22 protein-coding genes and 1 pseudogene are annotated in these 17,859 nt (G+C 60.7%); 15 read left to right on the top strand and 8 right to left on the bottom strand.

Annotated features, from left to right (window positions below; genetic code table 11):
- The first annotated feature begins 2 nt into the window (after window positions 1-2).
- Complete coding sequence (locus tag G6M89_RS04715; protein WP_165160657.1) at window positions 3-1,817, top strand: ribosome biogenesis/translation initiation ATPase RLI; 1,815 nt, start codon at window positions 3-5, stop codon at window positions 1,815-1,817.
- Between the two features lie 31 nt (window positions 1,818-1,848).
- On the opposite strand, the gene G6M89_RS04720 is transcribed toward G6M89_RS04715, so the two are convergent.
- The 3 genes from G6M89_RS04720 to G6M89_RS04730 all read right to left on the bottom strand — a co-directional run bounded on the left by G6M89_RS04720 (window position 1,849) and on the right by G6M89_RS04730 (window position 3,981).
- On the bottom strand, window positions 1,849-2,655 hold the full coding sequence (locus tag G6M89_RS04720; protein ID WP_165160658.1) for a hypothetical protein: 807 nt from the start codon (window positions 2,653-2,655) through the stop codon (window positions 1,849-1,851).
- Window positions 2,656-2,725: 70 nt separating this feature from the next.
- Window positions 2,726-3,385, bottom strand: a complete 660-nt coding sequence (locus G6M89_RS04725; RefSeq protein ID WP_165160659.1) for a class I SAM-dependent methyltransferase — start codon at window positions 3,383-3,385, stop codon at window positions 2,726-2,728.
- A 74-nt stretch (window positions 3,386-3,459) separates the two neighbouring features.
- Window positions 3,460-3,981: an archaemetzincin family Zn-dependent metalloprotease gene (locus tag G6M89_RS04730; protein WP_165160660.1), complete on the bottom strand. Its 522-nt coding sequence runs from the start codon at window positions 3,979-3,981 to the stop codon at window positions 3,460-3,462.
- A 39-nt stretch (window positions 3,982-4,020) separates the two neighbouring features.
- On the opposite strand from G6M89_RS04730, the gene G6M89_RS04735 reads away from it, so the two are divergent.
- Together G6M89_RS04735 and G6M89_RS04740 are read left to right on the top strand one after the other, a co-directional pair.
- The gene (locus G6M89_RS04735) at window positions 4,021-4,434 is read left to right on the top strand and encodes a UPF0146 family protein (protein ID WP_343162624.1); all 414 of its coding nucleotides are present in this window, start codon (window positions 4,021-4,023) and stop codon (window positions 4,432-4,434) included.
- A gap of 42 nt (window positions 4,435-4,476) precedes the next feature.
- Entirely contained in the window at window positions 4,477-5,124 is a 648-nt protein-coding gene (locus G6M89_RS04740) for a DUF3267 domain-containing protein (RefSeq protein WP_394352358.1), read from the top strand.
- 106 nt (window positions 5,125-5,230) lie between these two features.
- On the opposite strand, the gene G6M89_RS04745 is transcribed toward G6M89_RS04740, so the two are convergent.
- On the bottom strand, window positions 5,231-5,374 hold the full coding sequence (locus G6M89_RS04745) for a hypothetical protein (RefSeq protein WP_165160661.1): 144 nt from the start codon (window positions 5,372-5,374) through the stop codon (window positions 5,231-5,233).
- Between the two features lie 118 nt (window positions 5,375-5,492).
- Between G6M89_RS04745 and G6M89_RS04750 the strand changes: the two genes are divergently transcribed.
- Complete coding sequence (locus tag G6M89_RS04750; protein WP_165160662.1) at window positions 5,493-6,368, top strand: TIGR01548 family HAD-type hydrolase; 876 nt, start codon at window positions 5,493-5,495, stop codon at window positions 6,366-6,368.
- A gap of 152 nt (window positions 6,369-6,520) precedes the next feature.
- On the opposite strand, the pseudogene G6M89_RS04755 reads toward G6M89_RS04750, so the two are convergent.
- Window positions 6,521-6,964, bottom strand: a pseudogene (locus G6M89_RS04755) (response regulator); the annotation flags it as partial.
- A gap of 144 nt (window positions 6,965-7,108) precedes the next feature.
- Here G6M89_RS04755 and G6M89_RS04760 point away from each other — a divergent pair.
- Both G6M89_RS04760 and G6M89_RS04765 read left to right on the top strand, forming a co-directional pair.
- Entirely contained in the window at window positions 7,109-8,689 is a 1,581-nt protein-coding gene (locus G6M89_RS04760; RefSeq protein ID WP_165160663.1) for an FAD-dependent oxidoreductase, read from the top strand.
- 109 nt (window positions 8,690-8,798) lie between these two features.
- Window positions 8,799-9,455 (top strand): hypothetical protein, encoded by a 657-nt coding sequence (locus G6M89_RS04765; RefSeq protein ID WP_165160664.1) that lies wholly within the window; start codon window positions 8,799-8,801, stop codon window positions 9,453-9,455.
- 66 nt (window positions 9,456-9,521) lie between these two features.
- Here G6M89_RS04765 and G6M89_RS04770 read toward each other — a convergent pair whose 3' ends face one another.
- A complete protein-coding gene (locus G6M89_RS04770; protein ID WP_165160665.1) occupies window positions 9,522-10,367 on the bottom strand; it encodes a glycerophosphodiester phosphodiesterase in 846 nt (281 codons plus the stop codon).
- Between the two features lie 234 nt (window positions 10,368-10,601).
- Here G6M89_RS04770 and G6M89_RS04775 point away from each other — a divergent pair, with 234 nt between their 5' ends.
- The 3 genes from G6M89_RS04775 (at window position 10,602) to npdG (ending at window position 13,189) form a co-directional block, all read left to right on the top strand.
- Complete coding sequence (locus tag G6M89_RS04775; RefSeq protein ID WP_165160666.1) at window positions 10,602-10,859, top strand: hypothetical protein; 258 nt, start codon at window positions 10,602-10,604, stop codon at window positions 10,857-10,859.
- Window positions 10,860-11,063: 204 nt separating this feature from the next.
- The gene (locus G6M89_RS04780) at window positions 11,064-12,467 is read left to right on the top strand and encodes a hypothetical protein (RefSeq protein WP_165160667.1); all 1,404 of its coding nucleotides are present in this window, start codon (window positions 11,064-11,066) and stop codon (window positions 12,465-12,467) included.
- 56 nt (window positions 12,468-12,523) lie between these two features.
- Window positions 12,524-13,189 (top strand): NADPH-dependent F420 reductase, encoded by a 666-nt coding sequence (npdG, locus tag G6M89_RS04785; RefSeq protein ID WP_165160668.1) that lies wholly within the window; start codon window positions 12,524-12,526, stop codon window positions 13,187-13,189.
- A gap of 85 nt (window positions 13,190-13,274) precedes the next feature.
- Here npdG and G6M89_RS04790 read toward each other — a convergent pair whose 3' ends face one another.
- Entirely contained in the window at window positions 13,275-13,547 is a 273-nt protein-coding gene (locus G6M89_RS04790; RefSeq protein ID WP_165160669.1) for a co-chaperone YbbN, read from the bottom strand.
- A gap of 159 nt (window positions 13,548-13,706) precedes the next feature.
- Here G6M89_RS04790 and G6M89_RS04795 point away from each other — a divergent pair, with 159 nt between their 5' ends.
- From G6M89_RS04795 to pdxT, 3 genes are all read left to right on the top strand, one after another.
- Window positions 13,707-14,831, top strand: a complete 1,125-nt coding sequence (locus G6M89_RS04795; RefSeq protein WP_165160670.1) for a mandelate racemase/muconate lactonizing enzyme family protein — start codon at window positions 13,707-13,709, stop codon at window positions 14,829-14,831.
- Window positions 14,832-14,918: 87 nt separating this feature from the next.
- The gene (locus G6M89_RS04800; RefSeq protein ID WP_165160671.1) at window positions 14,919-15,095 is read left to right on the top strand and encodes a preprotein translocase subunit Sec61beta; all 177 of its coding nucleotides are present in this window, start codon (window positions 14,919-14,921) and stop codon (window positions 15,093-15,095) included.
- 58 nt (window positions 15,096-15,153) lie between these two features.
- A complete protein-coding gene (gene pdxT, locus G6M89_RS04805; protein ID WP_165160672.1) occupies window positions 15,154-15,786 on the top strand; it encodes a pyridoxal 5'-phosphate synthase glutaminase subunit PdxT in 633 nt (210 codons plus the stop codon).
- Window positions 15,787-15,798: 12 nt separating this feature from the next.
- On the opposite strand, the gene G6M89_RS04810 is transcribed toward pdxT, so the two are convergent.
- Window positions 15,799-16,221, bottom strand: coding sequence for a nucleoside 2-deoxyribosyltransferase (locus tag G6M89_RS04810; protein ID WP_165161298.1), 423 nt, complete (start codon window positions 16,219-16,221; stop codon window positions 15,799-15,801).
- Between the two features lie 141 nt (window positions 16,222-16,362).
- Between G6M89_RS04810 and G6M89_RS04815 the strand changes: the two genes are divergently transcribed.
- The 3 genes from G6M89_RS04815 (at window position 16,363) to G6M89_RS04825 (ending at window position 17,525) form a co-directional block, all read left to right on the top strand.
- Window positions 16,363-16,833, top strand: coding sequence for a bifunctional nuclease family protein (locus G6M89_RS04815; RefSeq protein WP_165160673.1), 471 nt, complete (start codon window positions 16,363-16,365; stop codon window positions 16,831-16,833).
- On the top strand, window positions 16,834-17,118 hold the full coding sequence (hisE, locus tag G6M89_RS04820; RefSeq protein ID WP_165160674.1) for a phosphoribosyl-ATP diphosphatase: 285 nt from the start codon (window positions 16,834-16,836) through the stop codon (window positions 17,116-17,118).
- Between the two features lie 62 nt (window positions 17,119-17,180).
- On the top strand, window positions 17,181-17,525 hold the full coding sequence (locus G6M89_RS04825) for a four-helix bundle copper-binding protein (RefSeq protein WP_165160675.1): 345 nt from the start codon (window positions 17,181-17,183) through the stop codon (window positions 17,523-17,525).
- The last annotated feature ends 334 nt before the right edge of the window (window positions 17,526-17,859 follow it).

Genomic DNA, 17,859 nt, shown 5'->3' on the forward strand with positions numbered 1-17,859 from the left:
TCATGGCAGACGATAGTATTGCCGTCGTCGACCTCGATCGCTGTCAGCCCGACCGGTGTGGGTATGAGTGCAAAAACTACTGTCCGCCAAACCGGACTGGCAAAGAGTGCATCACACTTCGCGGCGAGGAAACCGACGAAGGACAGCCGGAACAGGTTCGTATCTCCGAAGAGATCTGTCTCGGCGAAACCTGCGGAATCTGCGTCGAGAAGTGTCCCTTCGACGCTATCGAGATCATCAATCTCCCGAGTGAGTTGCAGGACGATCCAGTCCACCGCTACGGCGAAAACGCGTTCTCGCTGTACGGACTGCCAGCCCCCCAGGAAGGGCAGGTAACAGGTATTCTCGGCCCAAACGGGATCGGGAAAACGACCGCGGTGCGCATTCTCGCCGGCGAACTCGAGCCGAATCTCGGCCGTCACGACGAGGACATCGACTGGGAGGACGTCCTCGAGGCCTATCGCGGAACCGAACTTCAGGACTACATCGAAGACGTCCGCGACGGCGACGTGACGGTTGCACGCAAACCGCAGTACGTCGATCAGATTCCGAACAGTTTCGACGGCAACACGCGCCAACTGCTCGAGCAAACTGACGAACGCGGTGCCCTCGATGAGTTAGTCGAACGCCTCGAAATTGGGCCGGTGATGGAGCAGTCGATTGACGATCTCTCTGGGGGTGAACTCCAGCGTGTCGCCATCGCAGCGACCTTAGCGCGCGATACGGACTTTTATTTCCTCGACGAAATCACGCCGTATCTCGATATCGGCCAGCGTGTCACTGCAGCACGACTGATTCAGGAACTCGCCGAAGAGGAAGATCGGTCGATGCTAGTCGTCGAACACGACCTTGCAATTCTCGACTTGCTCGCCGATACGCTCCACGTCGCCTACGGTGAACCCGGCGCGTACGGTGTCATCACCCCGCCGAAATCCGTCCGGAACGGGATCAACGAGTACCTCTCGGGCTATCTCGACAACGAAAACATGCGGATCCGGCCGAATCCCATCGAGTTCGAGGAACACGCTCCTCGAAGCGGTGGCCACGGGGACACGCTCATCGAGTACCCCGGCCTCACCAAGAGCTACGGTGACGGCGAGTTCACGCTCGAGGTCGAATCGGGCGAAATTCGGGAGAACGAAGTCCTCGGTATCGTCGGCCCGAACGGAATCGGGAAGTCGACGTTCGCGAAACTGTTGACCGGAAATCTCGAGGCCGACGAGGGTGACGCGGACCTCGATCTGAACATTTCCTACAAGCCACAGTACGTGACCATTGACCAGCACATGCGCGTCGATGCGTTCCTTTCGTCGATTACGGACCAGTTCGGCTCGTCGTACTGGAACACCGAAATCGCCCAGCCGCTTCAACTCGAGCGGATCATGGAGCAGAACCTGTCGGATCTCTCCGGCGGTGAACGCCAGCGGGTTGCGATTGCGGCCTGTCTCTCCGATTCGGCTGATCTCTACCTGCTCGACGAACCCTCCGCGCATCTGGACGTCGAACAGCGTGTTCAAGCCACGAGCGCGATTCGCCGGTACGCCGAACAACAGGACGCGACCGTCATGGTCATCGACCACGACATCTATATGATGGACCTGCTTGCGGACCGGCTGATGGTTTTCGACGGCGAACCCGCCGTTCACGGCCACGCCGGCACGCCACAGTCCATGCGTGCTGGCATGAACGACTTCCTCGCGAATCTCGAGGTTACGTTCCGTCGTGACGAGCGAACCTCGCGCCCGCGGATCAACAAGCCGGACTCGCAGTTGGACAAACAGCAGAAAAGCGACGGCGAGTACTACTACGCGCCGTAACCGTCGCGAGTCTCGCAGGCCGATTTTGTGTTTACTCGTCGATAACGAATCCGCTCACACCGAGGAGCGCGAGCACGAATCCAGCGAGTATCGCGCCAATCACAGGCCCAGAAAGAACGATCCCACCAGTCAGTGCGTACGCCACGCCGAGCGCGGCGACCAGCGGTGCGAGGACGATCAAAAACGTTGCAAGTCCCAGCGTGTTGTCGAGAAGTTGGCTCCGCTCGGTGCCTGTCTGGCGTTCCCGTGGATCGACGAGTCGCCACTGGGGTCCAGTGGCGTCGACGGTGAACCAGTCGCCGAGCGACGACTGTGCAGCAAGCACCGGCTGTGTCCACCAGTCCACTTCGGGGTCGTCCTCGAGATCCGCGCGTGTGACGTACACCGTTTCATCAACGAGATGGCTAATCGAGGTGGCATCGTAGCCGACATCGTCGACGATGCGAGCCAACAAGAACTCCTCAGACCACGGAATCGGTTTTTCGAGCGTGAACTCGACAATTCCGCCGTGGGGCAACGCCACCTCGAGTCGAACCGTCGTTTCATCAGGTGAGTCAAAGCCGACGACGTGGCCTTCGACGAATCCGTCGTGGGTCGTCGAGACGTCGACGCGGCCGAGTTCGTCCTCGAGGCGACGTTCGGGTGACTCGGGAAGGTGTCGACCCGTGTGTGAACGCGAACTGGGACTGTCTGCTGAAAGATCGGTGCTGGTCTCAGCAGGAGTGTGACCGCCAGAGTCAGTGTCGGCGTCGGAATCGCTCGAGTCGTCACTGGGTGTCGGCCGGTCTCGCTCGATTTCGATCTCGATTTCGTCGTCTCGGTCGGTGGAGTCGGTCACGGTCGCTTCGGTACGTCCAAGTAGGGTGTCTCGGGATAAGTGGTTGTTCCCACCGGCCGGTCCGACCGCGTTACACACCAGTTGGGTCGGCTCGGATCACTGCGAACAGGCCATCGCCGTGGCCCTCGCGAACGTCTGGTTCAGCGTCGGCGTCAATCTCGGTTGGATCGCCGAACACCGCTTGGAGGCGCTGCTCGACAGTGAATCCTGCCTCTTCGAGTGCGGTACATACCTCGTCGGCCCGTAGGAATTCAGCGTCGGCGTAGAACGGATCCTCGTCTTTGTGCTCCTGATAGACCTGTCCACCGGGGCTCGCGCGGTCGAGTATGGCGATGACGAGCGTGCCATCGGACGCAAGTACGCGGCGGGCTTCCTGCAGCGCCGCTTCGAGGTCGTCGACGAACGAAAGGACGGTGACGAACAGGAGGAGATTGAGCGCGTTGTCGGCAACTGGCAGCGACTCGACGACGCCGCGAGCGGTGGAAACGCCGCGGTCGGTAGCGCGCTCGAGCGGCGACTGGGCTGGATCGATACCCACAGGGATGTCGAGTGGGGCCGCAAATCGGCCAGTTCCGACGCCGACCTCGAGGGCCTGCGTGTCGGCATCGACAGCGACGTCCTCGAGTGCGCACTCGAGGGCAGCCAATTCAGTTCGGTACACGCCGTCGTTTGCGTCGAACCAGTCGTCGTACGCGGCTGTCTGCGTCTCGAAGGGGGAAGGGGTTGGCATGGCGTATCACTCACAGGCCGGAAAGAAATGGGTTGTGTTCGGAGGCGTTACGGGCGAACGAATCGAGTCTCGGGTCAGCTAATCAGGCGCTGACAGCTGCCACAGAGGTTCTCTTCTTTGATATCGACTTCACGGACAGTCGGTGAGAAGTTCATCACGCAGCGATTATTATCGCAGTGCTCGAGCCCGTAGGTGTGGCCAATTTCGTGGACGATTTCCTTGCGGACGCGGTCCTCGAAGATTTCGTTGGCGCTTTGATTCGAGAAACCGCCGTCGCTCGAGGTCTGGAGGCGATACGTCGAGACGACGCTACCGCTGCCGTCGAGGTAGGCAAGCCCAAAGACGTAGTTTCGGCGGCGATAGAACAGGTCGTGTGGCGTGATTGCGATGTTTTTCTCACCGCGGCCGACGCGTTCGGCAAGTTGGATAAACGGCTCGGCGGAGTACTGGTTCCGCCCGGAGTCGTAGGCGCCGTTTGGAACCGACTGCGAGTCGTTGATCGTGACCTCGCAGTCGTAGACCGATCGCAACGCACCGGAGGCCGCTCGTTTGACCTCCGCGGGGACGGTTCCGATCGGCACGATGTCGACGAGCATGGCAACTCCTATGCGCGCGGCCATCATAAACGTCCCGCCGTGTCCCACTCTCGTCGCGATCCGAAGGCAATAATTGATTACCTTCGTGAGTTCGATCACGTCGTCGAAGTTGCCATTGGTCTCCGACCTGATATCGCGGCGACACTCGCGAAATCAGGAGTTTCGGTCGTCGCAACCGACGTGTACGCACTCGAGGTTCCCGAGAACGTGCGATTCGTGCAAGACAATATCGTTGACCCCGACATCTCAGTGTACGCCGGCGCGGACGCCATCTATGCGCAAAACCTGCCGCCCGAACTCCACCGGCCGGCGCTCGAGGTCGCCCGTGAGGTTGATGCTGCGTTCTACTTCACCACGCTCGGCGGCGATCAGCCCGCGATCCCAGTCGAGCGGAAGACGATTCAGGAAGGGACGCTGTACGTGGCTCGCGACCGCGGTGAACAGAACAAATGAGTTACCAGTGATGCGAACAGTGTCGACTCCCAAGACCTGATCGTGCCCTTCGAGTCACTCCCGCTGTCTCTCGTGATCATCTTCCTCGCAGTTGCGCTCACGTTCACCGTCATCGGCATCGGAACGATATGCTGGGTCGTCGTTCAACTATTCTCAATTCCCGGCGTCGTCGTCCACGAGTTCGCCCACGAAAGTGCCTGCCGGCTCGTCGGTGTGCGAGTGCTCGAGGTCGTCTACTTCCAACTTGGTGATCCGGCGGGCTACGTTCGCCACGAACAGCCGGCACGCTATCGCGAAACGTTCGTCATCTGCGTTGCACCGTTTCTGGTCAACACCGCCGTTGCGCTCGTCGCGTTCGTCGGCCTCACTCTCGTGGTCGGCACGCTCGAGGAACCGGCGAGCCTCGAGAGCGTGCTGTCGGCCCCACAACAGACCCTACTCGCCGGATTCGGGCTTGCGTGGCTCGGCCTCTCTGTTGGGATGGCTGCGTTTCCCAGTACCGGCGATGCGAACCAGCTTTGGACGCGCTCGCGTCTCGAGTGGAAACGCTCCCCGCTCGTCTTGCTCGGGTTGCCAGTCGTCGCCGTGATCTACCTCGCAAACGTGCTCTCGTGGCTGTGGGCGGACGTACTCTATACACTCGGACTGCTCGTGCTCGCGTTTTCACTCGTCGGGATTTCGCTTGGCTAACGTCCTCGAGAAGTATAGTAGCCACTGCAATTCAGTGCACATCTGATCGTCAGACGGGTCGGCGATCAGTGTGTAAATAGTTGCAGTTGGTACTATAGCTGATTGATTACTGTCGCTGTGAGGGCTGCTGGTCATCTGTCGCTGATCGCCCTAACGCGAGCCGCGTTCCAACGTACGAGGCCGCACCAACTGCAACGAGCGCGGTGATCACTCCAAGCGTCGTGAGGCTGAACAGCACTTCGAGAGCCATATTCCACGCACACCCCATCACGTGAAAACTATTTTGGACCGATGACAGAACGACTCGAGCGTCGAAACCCCACGTCGAAATCGACCGGCTTTATTCCCACCCGCCCGTTCGACCGCGTATGAACGCAGACGCCGTCGTCCTCGACATCGACGGAGTGCTCGTCGACGTGGCCGACTCCTACCGGCGCGCAATCCTCGAGGCAGTCGACTCCGTGTACGATCGGACGATTCGCAAAGCCGACATCCAACTGTTCAAAGACGCAGGCGGGTTCAACAACGACTGGGAACTTACCTATGCGGCCGCGTTGTACGTCCTCGCGACCGAGGAAGGCTACGACGAATCGCTCGAGGCATTCACGGACGCCATCGCGGCAAACGGCGGCGGGCTCGAGGCTGCCGAATCCGCAGTTCGAGATCGGATTGGCGCGCAGGCGACCCAGCGCGTTATCGACCGCTGGGATCGCGAGCAACTACGCGACGTGTTCCAGCAACTGTATCTCGGCGCAGAGCTGTATCGCGGCCTTGAGGGTGGCGAGCCCGACCGCGAGACGCGCGGGTTCATCCACGACGAACCGATCATCCTCGAGCCCGCGGCTCGCGACCGACTACTCGCCGAGTACGACGTCGGCGTCCTCACTGGTCGTCCCGAAGCCGAAGCCGAAATCGCGCTCGAGCGTGTCGGTCTCGAGGACGCAATCTCACTCGAGCACCGCTTTACGATGGACGACTGGGACGAAGGCAAACCGCACCCGCGGGCGCTGACGACGCTTGCCGAGCGCTTCGACGCCGAGCGCGTTGTCTTCGTCGGGGACACCTTAGACGATGTGCGGACGGCAACCAACGCTGTCGATGCGGATCCGGACCGAGAGTACCACGGCATCGGCGTGCTGACCGGCGGGTTGACTGGCGAGGAAGGGCGACAGAAGTACGAAGCCGAGGACGCCGCCGCCGTGCTCGAGTCGATCAACGAGTTGCCAGCCCTACTCGAGAGCTAATCGCGAGAGTTGGACTTGCTCGCAGACTCGGATTTCGTTCCGGACTCGAGGTAGTCCGACTGTCTCTCTGTCTCAGATTCCGTGGCGTTGGCAGTCTCCGGGTGCTCAGTGGCCGACAAGCGATGGATGTCCGAACTCGAGACGGTACGCTTTGGGAGTCGGACGAACGTCAGCCAGAAGTTCTCGAACGAGTGGACGAGATCGACGAACTCGTCGGGCGAGACGGGTTTCTGGATGTAGGCGTTTGCATGCAGGTCGTACGACCGCGCAATATCTTCTTCGGCGTCGGAACTTGTGAGGACGATGACCGGAATCCGGCGCAGCGTTGGCTCGGATTTGATCGCTGAGAGGACATCCTCGCCGCTCACACCGGGCAGGTGGAAATCGAGCAACACCAGATCCGGGGACGGACTCTTCGTATACTCGTTTCGCTGGTGGATGAAATCGAGTGCGTCCTCGCCCGTCGAGACAGTGTGTGTATTACAGGCGATAGTGGCATCCGTGAACGATTCAGCGAACAACCTGGCGTCCCCCGGATTCGGTTCGACGAGCAGGATGTCCAGTGCCTCCTCGAGTGACGATGACGTCCAAGACATAGTGAGAGCCATACGCACTCACCGACTATGAAGCGCGCGGTAATTGCAACCGCTCGAGACCACAGGCGGTGAGTGCGGCGTTCACAGTGTGCTCGAGGCACCCGTTTTTTGGTACCTGTCGGTGTACTCGTATAAGACTGAGTTATGCCCGACGTTCCCCGCACTACCAAACTCCCCGGAAGTCCCACCTCACCCTGGCTTGCGAGCACGCTCGAGGAGCCAGCGCCAGATTCAGGCGATGAGCAACACGCGAGTGAGTCATCGCTCGAGCAGGAACTCAGCGAGCCCGTCGATGTCGCAGTGATCGGCGCTGGCATCGCTGGCCTTTCAACGGCGTTCGAGCTTCGAGAGCGCGGCCAGTCCGTCCTCGCCCTCGAGCGCGACCGGGTCGGGACGGGCGTCACCGGCAAATCGACGGCGAAACTGACGAGCCAACACGGGAAGATCTACGATCACCTCACACGGGAATTCGGCTCGAGAGAGGCACGCCAGTACGCACAAGCCCAAGAAGAGGCGATCGAGACGGTCGAACAGCGCATCGCGGACCTCGACATCGAGTGTGGGTTCGAACGGATGCCATCGTATCTCTACAGCGACGACCCCGATGCGATGGAACGGGAGGCCGAGGCCGCACAGGCGGCAGGGCTGGATGCGACGTACGTCACGTCCGTGCCGCCGTTCGAACGCTCGCAGGCTGGCGTTCGATTCGACGAGCAGGCGTGGTTTCATCCCAGAAAGTACCTGCTCGGGCTTGCCGACGCACTGCGTGAGGACGACGGCGCGACCCTCGCTGAGCAGACTCGAGTGACGGCGCTCGAGCCAGGGTCTCCCTGCCGGATTCAGGTGGACGGTCGAACGATTCGTGCCCGGAAGGTCGTCCTCGCAACCGGGTTTCCGATCCTCGATCGGGCGGGCTACTTCGCTCGGATGCACCCAAAGCGCTCGTACGTACTCGGTGTTCGACTCGATGGGCGACCACCCGAGGGGATGTACTACCGGCCGGGCGATCCCTACCGCTCGGTCCGGACCCACCGGGATGAAGAAGGAGAGTTGCTACTCGTCGGTGGCGAGAATCACAAGACAGGCCAGGGCGGGTCGACAATCGACCGCTATCAGCGACTGTTGCGCTGGACGCGCGAGCACTTTCCAGTCCGATCAGTTGAGTACCACTGGTCGACCCAGGATTACGTCCCGGCTGATAAGGTGCCACTCGTTGGCCGCGCCGGGCCGCGAACTGAGAACGTCTACGTCGCGACCGGCTTTCGCGGCTGGGGGATGACGAACGGCGTCGCCGCCGGCCGGTTACTCGCGGAGCTGATCAACGGCGAACAGCCACCGGCCCAGGCGCTGTTTGACCCGCTTCGATTCACGCCAAAGCCCGCACTCGGAACGACGCTCACCGAAAACGCGGACGCGGTGAGCACGCTTGCAACGGACTGGCTTCAGACCCTGTTTGGCCCCGACCATGCCGCCCTCGAGCCTGGCGAGGGGACCGTTATCCGCGAGGGGGGGAAACCCGTCGCCTGCGCTCGCGATGCCGACGGTGAACTGCACACGACCTCGGCCGTCTGTACGCACCTGTACTGTGTCGTCGAGTGGAACGATGCCGAAGGGAGTTGGGACTGTCCCTGTCATGGTTCCCGATTCGACCTCGACGGCGAGGTACTCGAGGGGCCGGCAACCGAGCCACTGGCGTCTCGAGATCAGCCAGATCACGAGCACTGACGCACGGTGCGACTGCGCTGTCCCGGCGTTCACTCACACATATTACCTCTGACGACAATCACAGAGGCATTTATTTAAACACAGCGCGAGAAGTCGAAAAAGATCGCTCGTGACCAGAACGATTCGGACGCTCCGAACGACCGCCGGCTCGATGCTCGCCGAGATCGGTGCCGCCGTTGGGACGTTCGTTGCGCTGACCTGGCTCGCTGGCCATCTCGTAACCGCGAGTAGTCACTTCCTCACATGGTCGGCAGCCGACACTCGAGTTCCCGATGTCGGGGTTTGGATCGCCGTTCTTACGGCCACTGCTGTGGGAACGATCTGGCTCGAGCACGGCGGCTATCGCCGCCTCAGTGCGAAACCCAACGCCGGCCGAGCGTTCGCCTGGCTCGGTGTGTGTTATCTCCCAGTAGTGTTTCTCCCCGCCGGCTACGCGCTCTGGCTGGCCATCGACGGTCCCGCCGTCGCCGTGAACCTGTATCTCATTGGCTGTGTCGTCTGTGCCAGCTGGCTCGCGTTCTACGGTGGCCTCGAGCGACTCCAACTCAGGACGGCACAGTTTAGCTGGGCGTTTCTCGTCGTCTTCTGCGGGCTACTCACCGTCGTCGGTCTCGGATCACTCCTGCCGCTTTCGGCCGGCCTCGAGACGGTGTTTGGGCCGTGGATTCTCGAGTCCACTGCCCTCGGAGTGGGTGCCGTCTGCGTCCAGCTGATCGCACTCCAGGTCGGCTTCGGTGAGACGGTTGGTCCGTCTGCGACAAACTGAAAGAGAACGCGTTTGTACAGATTGTGCGAGTGGGACACCAGGGACTGACGGAGCGAAATCGATCACTCACCGTGTGTCGTCGCGGTCCCACTCGAGGACGCCCGGATACTCCGCAATGAGCCCATCGACGCCGGCCGCCTCGAGTTGGGCTGCCTGCTGCCAGGTTTCGACAGTCCAGACGTTGACGGCGCGGCCCGCCTCGTGTGCAGCCTCGAGAATGTCGATGTCAGGTTCACCAGCCGGGAAACCCGCGTAGGCAGTATCTACGAGCGCCGTCCCAGCAATCACGTTTCTCGGCGGGTGGATCGCCTCACAGTCATAGCGACGGGCAAGTTCCAGGCCAGCCTCGAGGTCGTCCCAGATGAGGACGGCGGCCCCGTAGCGCGGGGTACACGCACGGGCCGCTGCAAGCGCTCCCTCACAGAACGTCGAAAAGAGCACCTCGCCGTCGAACGCCTCGCAGTCTGCGACGACGCGCTCGACGAACGGCTGCCAGACCTGCTGGCGATCAGCTCGTGTGTCCGCGTTGAGCGCCTCACCAACTCGGAGTTCAGTCGGGTCACAGCCGGGATTCTTCAGTTCGATGTTGACGCCAACCGTCTCCGGAAGTGCCTCGAGAAGGCCTTGTAGCGTCGGCACAGTCTCCTTCGTACCTAAAATGTGCGACGCTGTCAGCGTCTCGAGTGACGTTTCCCAGACGACACCAGTCGCATCGGTCAGTGGCCGGCCATCGCGTCTGCCAGTGAGAGTGGTGTCATGGATGACTACCGGCGTCCCGCAGGCAGCGGGCTGGACGTCGATTTCGATCATCGTCGTTGCGTCGTGTGACGCCGCGTGGACAGCCCCAGCGACGGAGTTTTCCGGAGCGACACCAGCGTAGCCGCGGTGTGCAATCCCAGAGGGACGAACCATACGGTCCGTTCGATACACTCACTATATAGAAACAACAGATACGCCCGTCGGTGAGTACCAATCACAATCGTCCGATGATCCGACGAGTTCCGGTCAGTACACACAGAAAGCGATTGGCACCGACAGGAAACGATGTTACACACGAAGTGGGGTTAAATAGCAGCAGTTGTCTGTCCATCCGAGGTGGCGAGTTCTGGGGAGCCTTTGACAAGGCCGACACCCCAACCAGTATCGATGACTAAGTCACCGCTCGCAGCGATCGAACAGCAGTTGGATCGGGCGACCGAACTCGAGGCCGATGCGGCGATGGCTACCCTTCGCGACGCGCAGGATCGGCTCAGGGAGTTGGACGGTGATTCGCGCATTGATGACGACAGACGGGCCGAACTCGAGGATCGGGTGAAACAGCGTCTGCGAACTGTGAGCGAGCGCGGTGCGTACAACGGTGGCCTTGGATCGGCGATGAATCCGTCTGATGACGACGCACCCTGAGTTGGGCTATCAAGCGCTCGAGTCGGAACTGACGAACGGGACACCATCTGAAAATTCCACCGTGAGTGAGTCTTGTCTTCGGCAACGGTTGAATGGTGTTTCAGCGTGCAGAACGGTCGAAACATGAGCCTACAGAACGAAACACGCTGTTTCCGTTTGAAACGGTACGCAGAGTTTTGCGTGATATACCGACACTACAGACGTATGAAGAGACCAACGCGGCGACGGGTGCTTCACGGAGTCTCAACCGGCGCCGTCGTCCTCGGAACAGCAGCCTGGACGCAGAATCGGCACGGACAGGATAGAGGGACTGTCTCCGGCCACACCGATACCGCCGACGCAACTGCCGACCTCGACCTCGACAGCGACGGCGAACGCGGCGCACTCGAGGTATCGATCCGTGAGACAAACGCGCCAGTGGGTGCCGGCGAGTATCTCGACGTGACCGCCGAAATCGAAAATACGAGTGGCTCGAACGTTCGAGCCGACGTTGCCCTGCTCATCGGTGACGATCAGACAGAGAACCAGCGGATAACGACGACGATCGACGCGGGCGAAACCCACACGATGACGCTCGGATTCTACACCTATCCAGTTCCGAGTGACGACGAGTTTCCAGTGAGGGTCGCAGTCGACGGCGATAGTGCCGATGAGACGGTCTCCGTTATCGGTGCATCGTCGCTGTCTGCGGGACGCCCCGACCCGACCGAGACTATGAGCGTCCAACCGGATACGACCGTCATGTTCGAGGCCGTTCCTGACGACCCAGATGAGTCCCAACAGACGGTCTGGTGGGTCGATGGCGAGCACGTCTCCGCGATGGACGGTCCCTGGGAGTGGGCCTACCTGCAAGAACTCGGCGCACACTTCCGCCAGGAGACCTTCGAGACGCCCGGCACACACGACGTCGCGGTGGCCGTGCTCCCACACGACCGCGATGAAACATACACGATTCACTGGCACGTCGAGGTGACAGAGAGCGGCCACCATGCCCCAACCGTCGAGGCGATCCGACCCGATCTCGGCACCGTTCCAGCCAGTGGTGACGACATCACGTTCGAACTCGAGGCCAGCGACCCAGCGACCAGCCTCGAGCGCGTCGTCTGGTGGCTCACACAGGCCGACGTGATCGTGGGGACGAGCGACCTTAGCGGCACGAGGGACACGGCACAGCTCGTCACGGATTCGACCTGTCACACCTGCCACGTCGTCCCGTGGGTGATCTGTTCGGACGGCACCGTCGCCGAACTGGACGGCGACTGGCAACTCGAGGCGGTCGAGGACGACAACGGCGACGAACAACCCGGCCCAACGCTCGATCTTTCAATCCGCCACGCAGACTCGCCAGTCGACGCAGGTGAGTATCTCGAGGTGATCATCGATATCGAAAACACCGGCACCGAGACGGGTGAGGACGTCCTCGAGTTGGTAGTCGGCCACGATCCTGAGGTGCTCGACACGCAGGAGATTATCGTCGAACCGGGCGAGACCGGCGCGGCGACGCTTGGGTTCGAGACGTACCCGACGCGCCAGGACGAGGAGTTCCCGATTCGAGTCGTGGGGGCCGACGACACTGTCGAGACGACCGTGCAGGTCCACGCACAGTAGCCCGCTCCAGACATCGATCCTGTCCTTTTATCCTGATTTCGCCCAGAGTGACCAGTATGCGACTTGCACTGCTCGGCGGCACCGGGGACTTTGGGGAAGGGCTGGCGCTTCGGTTCGCTCGCGACACCGATCACGAAATACTCATCGGCTCGCGAGACCCGGAGCGCGCTCGTGAGGCCGTCTCCGCGTACGAGGAGATCATCGAGGCCCACGGCGCGTCTGGCTCACTCAAGGGATTTACTAACGAAATGGTTGCCGACCGCGCCGATATCGCCGTTCTCGCGATTCCACCATACTACGTCGGCGACGTTGTCGATTCGATTGCGGACCGCCTCGATGATGACACAATACTCCTATCGCCCGCCGTTGGCATGAAACGCGACGAAACCGGGATGCACTACAATGCGCCGCCAGCCGGCAGCACGACCGAACTCGTCGCGAACCGCGCCCCCGACGAGGTCCCCGTCGTTGGCACCTACCACAACCTCCCCGCGAACACGCTTGCCGACCTCGAGACCGACATCAACTTCGACACGCCCGTCGTCGGCGACAAGGATGCCGTCCAGACGGTAATTTCACTCACCAACGAAGTTGCGGGCCTCCGCGGACTTGCGGCCGGCCCGCTTGCGAACGCTCGAGAAGTCGAGAGCCTCACCCCACTCGTGATCAACACCACGAAATACAACAGCGAACTGGATGAAGCCGGCGTGAAGTGGGTCTAACGCTGGGACGAGCGCCACTGCTGACAAGTAGTTTCCACTCTCGGAGTGGGCACAAAAACTGAAGACGGATGGTTGGCAGAAAAACTTACGCGCCAGCCGTCTCGAGGGCGTCTTCGATGTCTTCGCGCTGTGTGACACCGACGAAGCGTTCGACGATGCCGTCGTCGTCGTTCTCGATGATCAGCGTTGGGAGCGATCGAACTTGATACTCGTTCGCTAGGTCCTGTTGTTCGTCGACGTTTACTTTCTCGACTTCAAAGCGGCCGTCCCAGTCGTCCTCGAGTTCCTCGAGGATGGGGTCCTGCGTCTTACAGGGGCCACACCAGTCCGCGTAGAAATCCTTAAGCGTGACAGTCATGCAGTCATCGCTACATTGCTACCCGCCGCGCATAAGGGTTTCCCAGTCGTGACAGTTTGCCGCGTTTTCGGTGGTGGAGAAGGAATTACAAGCCGTTGAGACGGGTCATCTACCCACCACGAGGGTTTATACTAGCCGGGCTGGTTGGCTGTCCCATCTATGGCAATCCAACGGATCGAGACGTTCACGTCGGACGACGCCTGTGTGGTTCGAGTTGAGACCGACGATGGTGACGTCGGGTTCGGACAGACTGCGACTGGCAGCGAGGAACTCACCGTTCAGGTGTTTCACAAACTTATTGCCCCCTACGCGCTCGAGACCGATCCAATTGACGTGTCTAGCGTCATCGACAGCGTCCTCGAGAGCGACGGCTGGCCGCGTCCGTACAAATATCCAGGGACGTTCTTGTTGCGGGCGTTGTGCGGACTCGATACCGCACTCTGGGACCTCGCAGGCAAGCGCGAGGGCAAACCCGTCTGTGAACTCCTCGGTGGTGGCCCAACAACACTCCGTGCATACGGGTCGCGCTTGAGCCGAGAAACGACGGTCGACGAAGAGATCGAAATCTGCCAAACAGCGCGCGATGAACACGGCCTCGAGGCGTTCAAGCTGAAGATTGGTAAGCGAATGGCGTTTCGAACGGACGAAGATGTGTGGCCAGGTCGAACGGAGGCGGTTGTTTCAGGCGTACGAGAAGCTCTTGGCGACGATGTTGATCTCCTCGTCGATGCCAACTGCGCGTACTCGGCCGAGCAAGCAATTGCGGTCGGCAAAGAGGTGCTCGAGCCAAACAACGTCATCCACTTCGAAGAGCCGTGTCCGTACTGGGAGTTCGACTGGCTTGCAGAGGTGCGTGAGACACTCGATATGCCGGTCGCTGGCGGCGAGCAGAACAACATGACCAAACAACTGGGGAACGACTGGGAACGGATCATCGATCGGCCCGTGCTCGATATCGTCCAACCGGATATTGGATACGTCGGTGGGATCACCCGTACGAAACACATTGCCGATATGGCTGCCGCGGCAGGCCTCCCGTGTGTCCCCCACGGGCCAAACCATACGCTCCAGAAGGTGTTTACGCTTCACCTGCTTGCAGCGATTGACAACGCCGGTGCGTATCCCTTCGAGTACAAAATCCCAAATAGGGGCTCGCAGTCGCTGTACACTCGTGAACCAACGCTCGAAGATGGGCAGATCACCGTCCCAACGGGACCAGGATGGGGCGTCGAGCTAAACCCAGACTGGCTCGCCCGGTCGCAGTACGATGTCTCTGAGGCGTGACAATCGGTGCAGTTGTACTCTCGAGAGGCCGGTGGATGCCAATCGGAAGGACGAAAGATTTAGTTCCGGGGGCCCATATACACCGGTATGGATAAAGGACAGAACACTGGCGGTTTGATGTCCAGTGCCGGACTGGTTCGGTACTTCGATGCGGAAGACTCGAATGCGATTTTGCTCAACCCGAAAACGATTATTGCAAGCGGCGTTCTGCTGGGCATTCTTGTCCAGTTGCTGACGTGGGTCGCCGTGACTCCAGTCGCGTAATCGGATTCAACACCGACGGGACGCGACACTTTTCCCGCCGCTATTCTTATGACAGCGCATGTCACTGACCGCTGGCGTCATCGCCGTCCAGGGTGACGTCTCCGAACACGCCGCCGCCATCGAGCGGGCGGCCCGCGCACACGGCCACGAGGTCACTGTTCACGAAATCCGTGAGGCCGGCATCGTCCCCGACTGCGACCTGCTGGCGATGCCCGGCGGCGAGTCAACCACAATCTCGAGACAGATCCACAGCGACGGTATCGCCGCCGAAATCGTCTCCCACGTCGATACCGGAAAACCGCTGCTTGCGACCTGTGCGGGCCTGATCGTCGCCTCGAGCGATGCAGCCGACGACCGCGTCGAGGAACTCGAGGTACTGGACGTCTCGGTCGAGCGCAACGCCTTTGGCCGCCAGAAGGACAGTTTCGAGGCTCCGCTGCCGGTCGAGGGTCTCGGCGATGAGCCCTATCCAGCGGTGTTCATCCGCGCACCCGCAATCGATACCGTCGAAGACGGCGACGCCGAGGTCCTCGCGACGTGGGACGACCGCCCGGTTGCGGTCAAACAGGGCCCAATCGTCGCTACCGCCTTCCACCCGGAACTGACGCCCGACGACCGGATTCACGAACTGGCCTTTTTCGCGAACGACGACGCCGTTCTCGAGAGCGCAGATCAATCGGCGAGCACCTGACCGTCTGCAGGCTCAGCGATGGCGCTCGAGAAAGTCCTCGAGTTCGGGTTCGACTTCCTCGAGTGAGTCGTACTCGGTGACCGTCACGGCGTCGTTGCCCCGGATCATCGCAGAGAGGTCGTGCGTCGACTCCGGACGGTACAGACAGTGGACGGGTTTTTCCCAGGCGACCGCACGGCCGAGTTCGTAGCCGACGCCGAGACTTGGCGTCGTTACTTCGGCGACGACGACATCGGCCTGCTCGAGCCAGGCGACGTCCTGCTCGTGAATATCGCCGTCAGTGAGTCCGCCCTCCTGTTCGACCGCTTCGATATCGGTAGTTCCGACGTGTTCGGTGAGAACGGTATCGGTGGCCTCGAGGCGGTCGATGAGTGCCGCGTACAGGTCGACGTCGTCGCGACCGCCGCGAATCGAGCCGCTGAAGAAGATATCCATACTCGACTCGAGCGATGCGACCAGAATATCGGTTGCGATTCCTGGGGCGGTCACGGCTGTGTGGATCAAGGCTGTCAGTCTGGCCGTATGCATGCATTCGCGACCGGACCTGTTTTCCCACTCGCCCGCAAGGATTGGTGTATGCAGGCATCTATCGACGCGGTTCGCGTCGCGGGGACCCAGCAGGGACCGATCCCGGTCGTCGTCCTCGCAATCGATGGTGAAGACGATGTCGTCCCCATTTTCATCGGCTTCAGCGAGGCGACGAGCATCGCTCGGGGCCTCGAGGCAGCAGATATCGGCCGACCGATGACACACGACCTCCTCTTAGATGTCGTCGAAGAACTCGGCGGGCGAATCGACCGCGTCGTCGTCAGCGAGATCGACGGCGAGGGAGCCGCTGGCGAAGGCGGCACCTACATCGCAGACCTCCACGTCAAGACGCCGCGTGGTGAGACCGTCATCGACGCCCGGCCGAGCGATTCACTCGCACTTGCCGCGCGGACAAACGTCGGAATCGAAGTCACACCGGCGGTCTTCGAGAGCAGCCGAGACGACAGCGCAAAGTTCGAGGAACTCGAAGATATCCGTAACGTTCCCGGTGATCTATAGATGGATGACACACTTGCCGAACTATTCGACGTGATCGAAGACCGCAAAGAAACGCTGCCCGAAGACTCCTACACCGCCTCGCTGTTTACCCACGAGAAAGGCGAAAACGCCGTCCTCGAGAAACTCGGCGAGGAGTCAACAGAACTCGTACTCGCCGCGAAAGACGACGATCACGACGAAATCGCCTACGAAGCCGCCGATATCGTCTATCACCTGCTCGTCTTGCTCTCGATGAAAGAGATGGATCTCGCCGATCTCGAGGCCGAACTCGAGGCGCGCCGATAGATTGGCACGCTTGCACTCGCCGCAGGCTGTTTCATTGCCCTCGCCGGTGTCCGTACACTGAAATGGTGAGTACCCGACTCGACCACGCAGACGACCATATGCAGGAATGTATCGACAACTGCCTCGAGGCCGCACAGGTCTGTGAGTGGTGTGCTGATGCCTGTGCGGGCGAGGGCGAAGAGATGGCTCGCTGTATCCGACTCTGTCGGGACGTTGCCGACATTGCCTCGCTGCACGCGCGCTGGATGGCGCGTAACTCCGGTTTCCATCAGGAACTGGGCGAACTCTGTGCAGACATCTGTGAGGCGTGTGCCGATGAATGTAGCCAGCACGATCACGAGCATTGTCAGGCCTGTGCTGACGTCCTGCCCGAGTGCGTCGAAAGCTGTCGCGAGATGGCTACCTGAGCAATGACGGATGCACTGCCAGGAACGGCCGAACGCGTTCCCGAACAGACTGCAGCGCACGTCAACAAGTCGCTTCGACGCGAACTCGCCGACAACAGTATAGTAGCCACTGAAAGTCAGTGCACACCCAATCGCATGACGGCTATGCGATTGGTGTGTAAACCGTTTCAGTTGTTACTATGAGCGTGTCATAGAATCCAACTCATAGCTTGAATTTCTCACGTCCGGAATTGTCCCCTCGCTCGTAGTTGGTTATTGCAATAACAATTCGGAGGCACAGTACAACAAACCTCGCTGTCTATAGTAACAACTGTAACTATTCACACACTGATCG

It is taken from the genome of Natronolimnobius sp. AArcel1, assembly GCF_011043775.1.
Taxonomy (GTDB): Archaea; Halobacteriota; Halobacteria; order Halobacteriales; family Natrialbaceae; genus Natronolimnobius.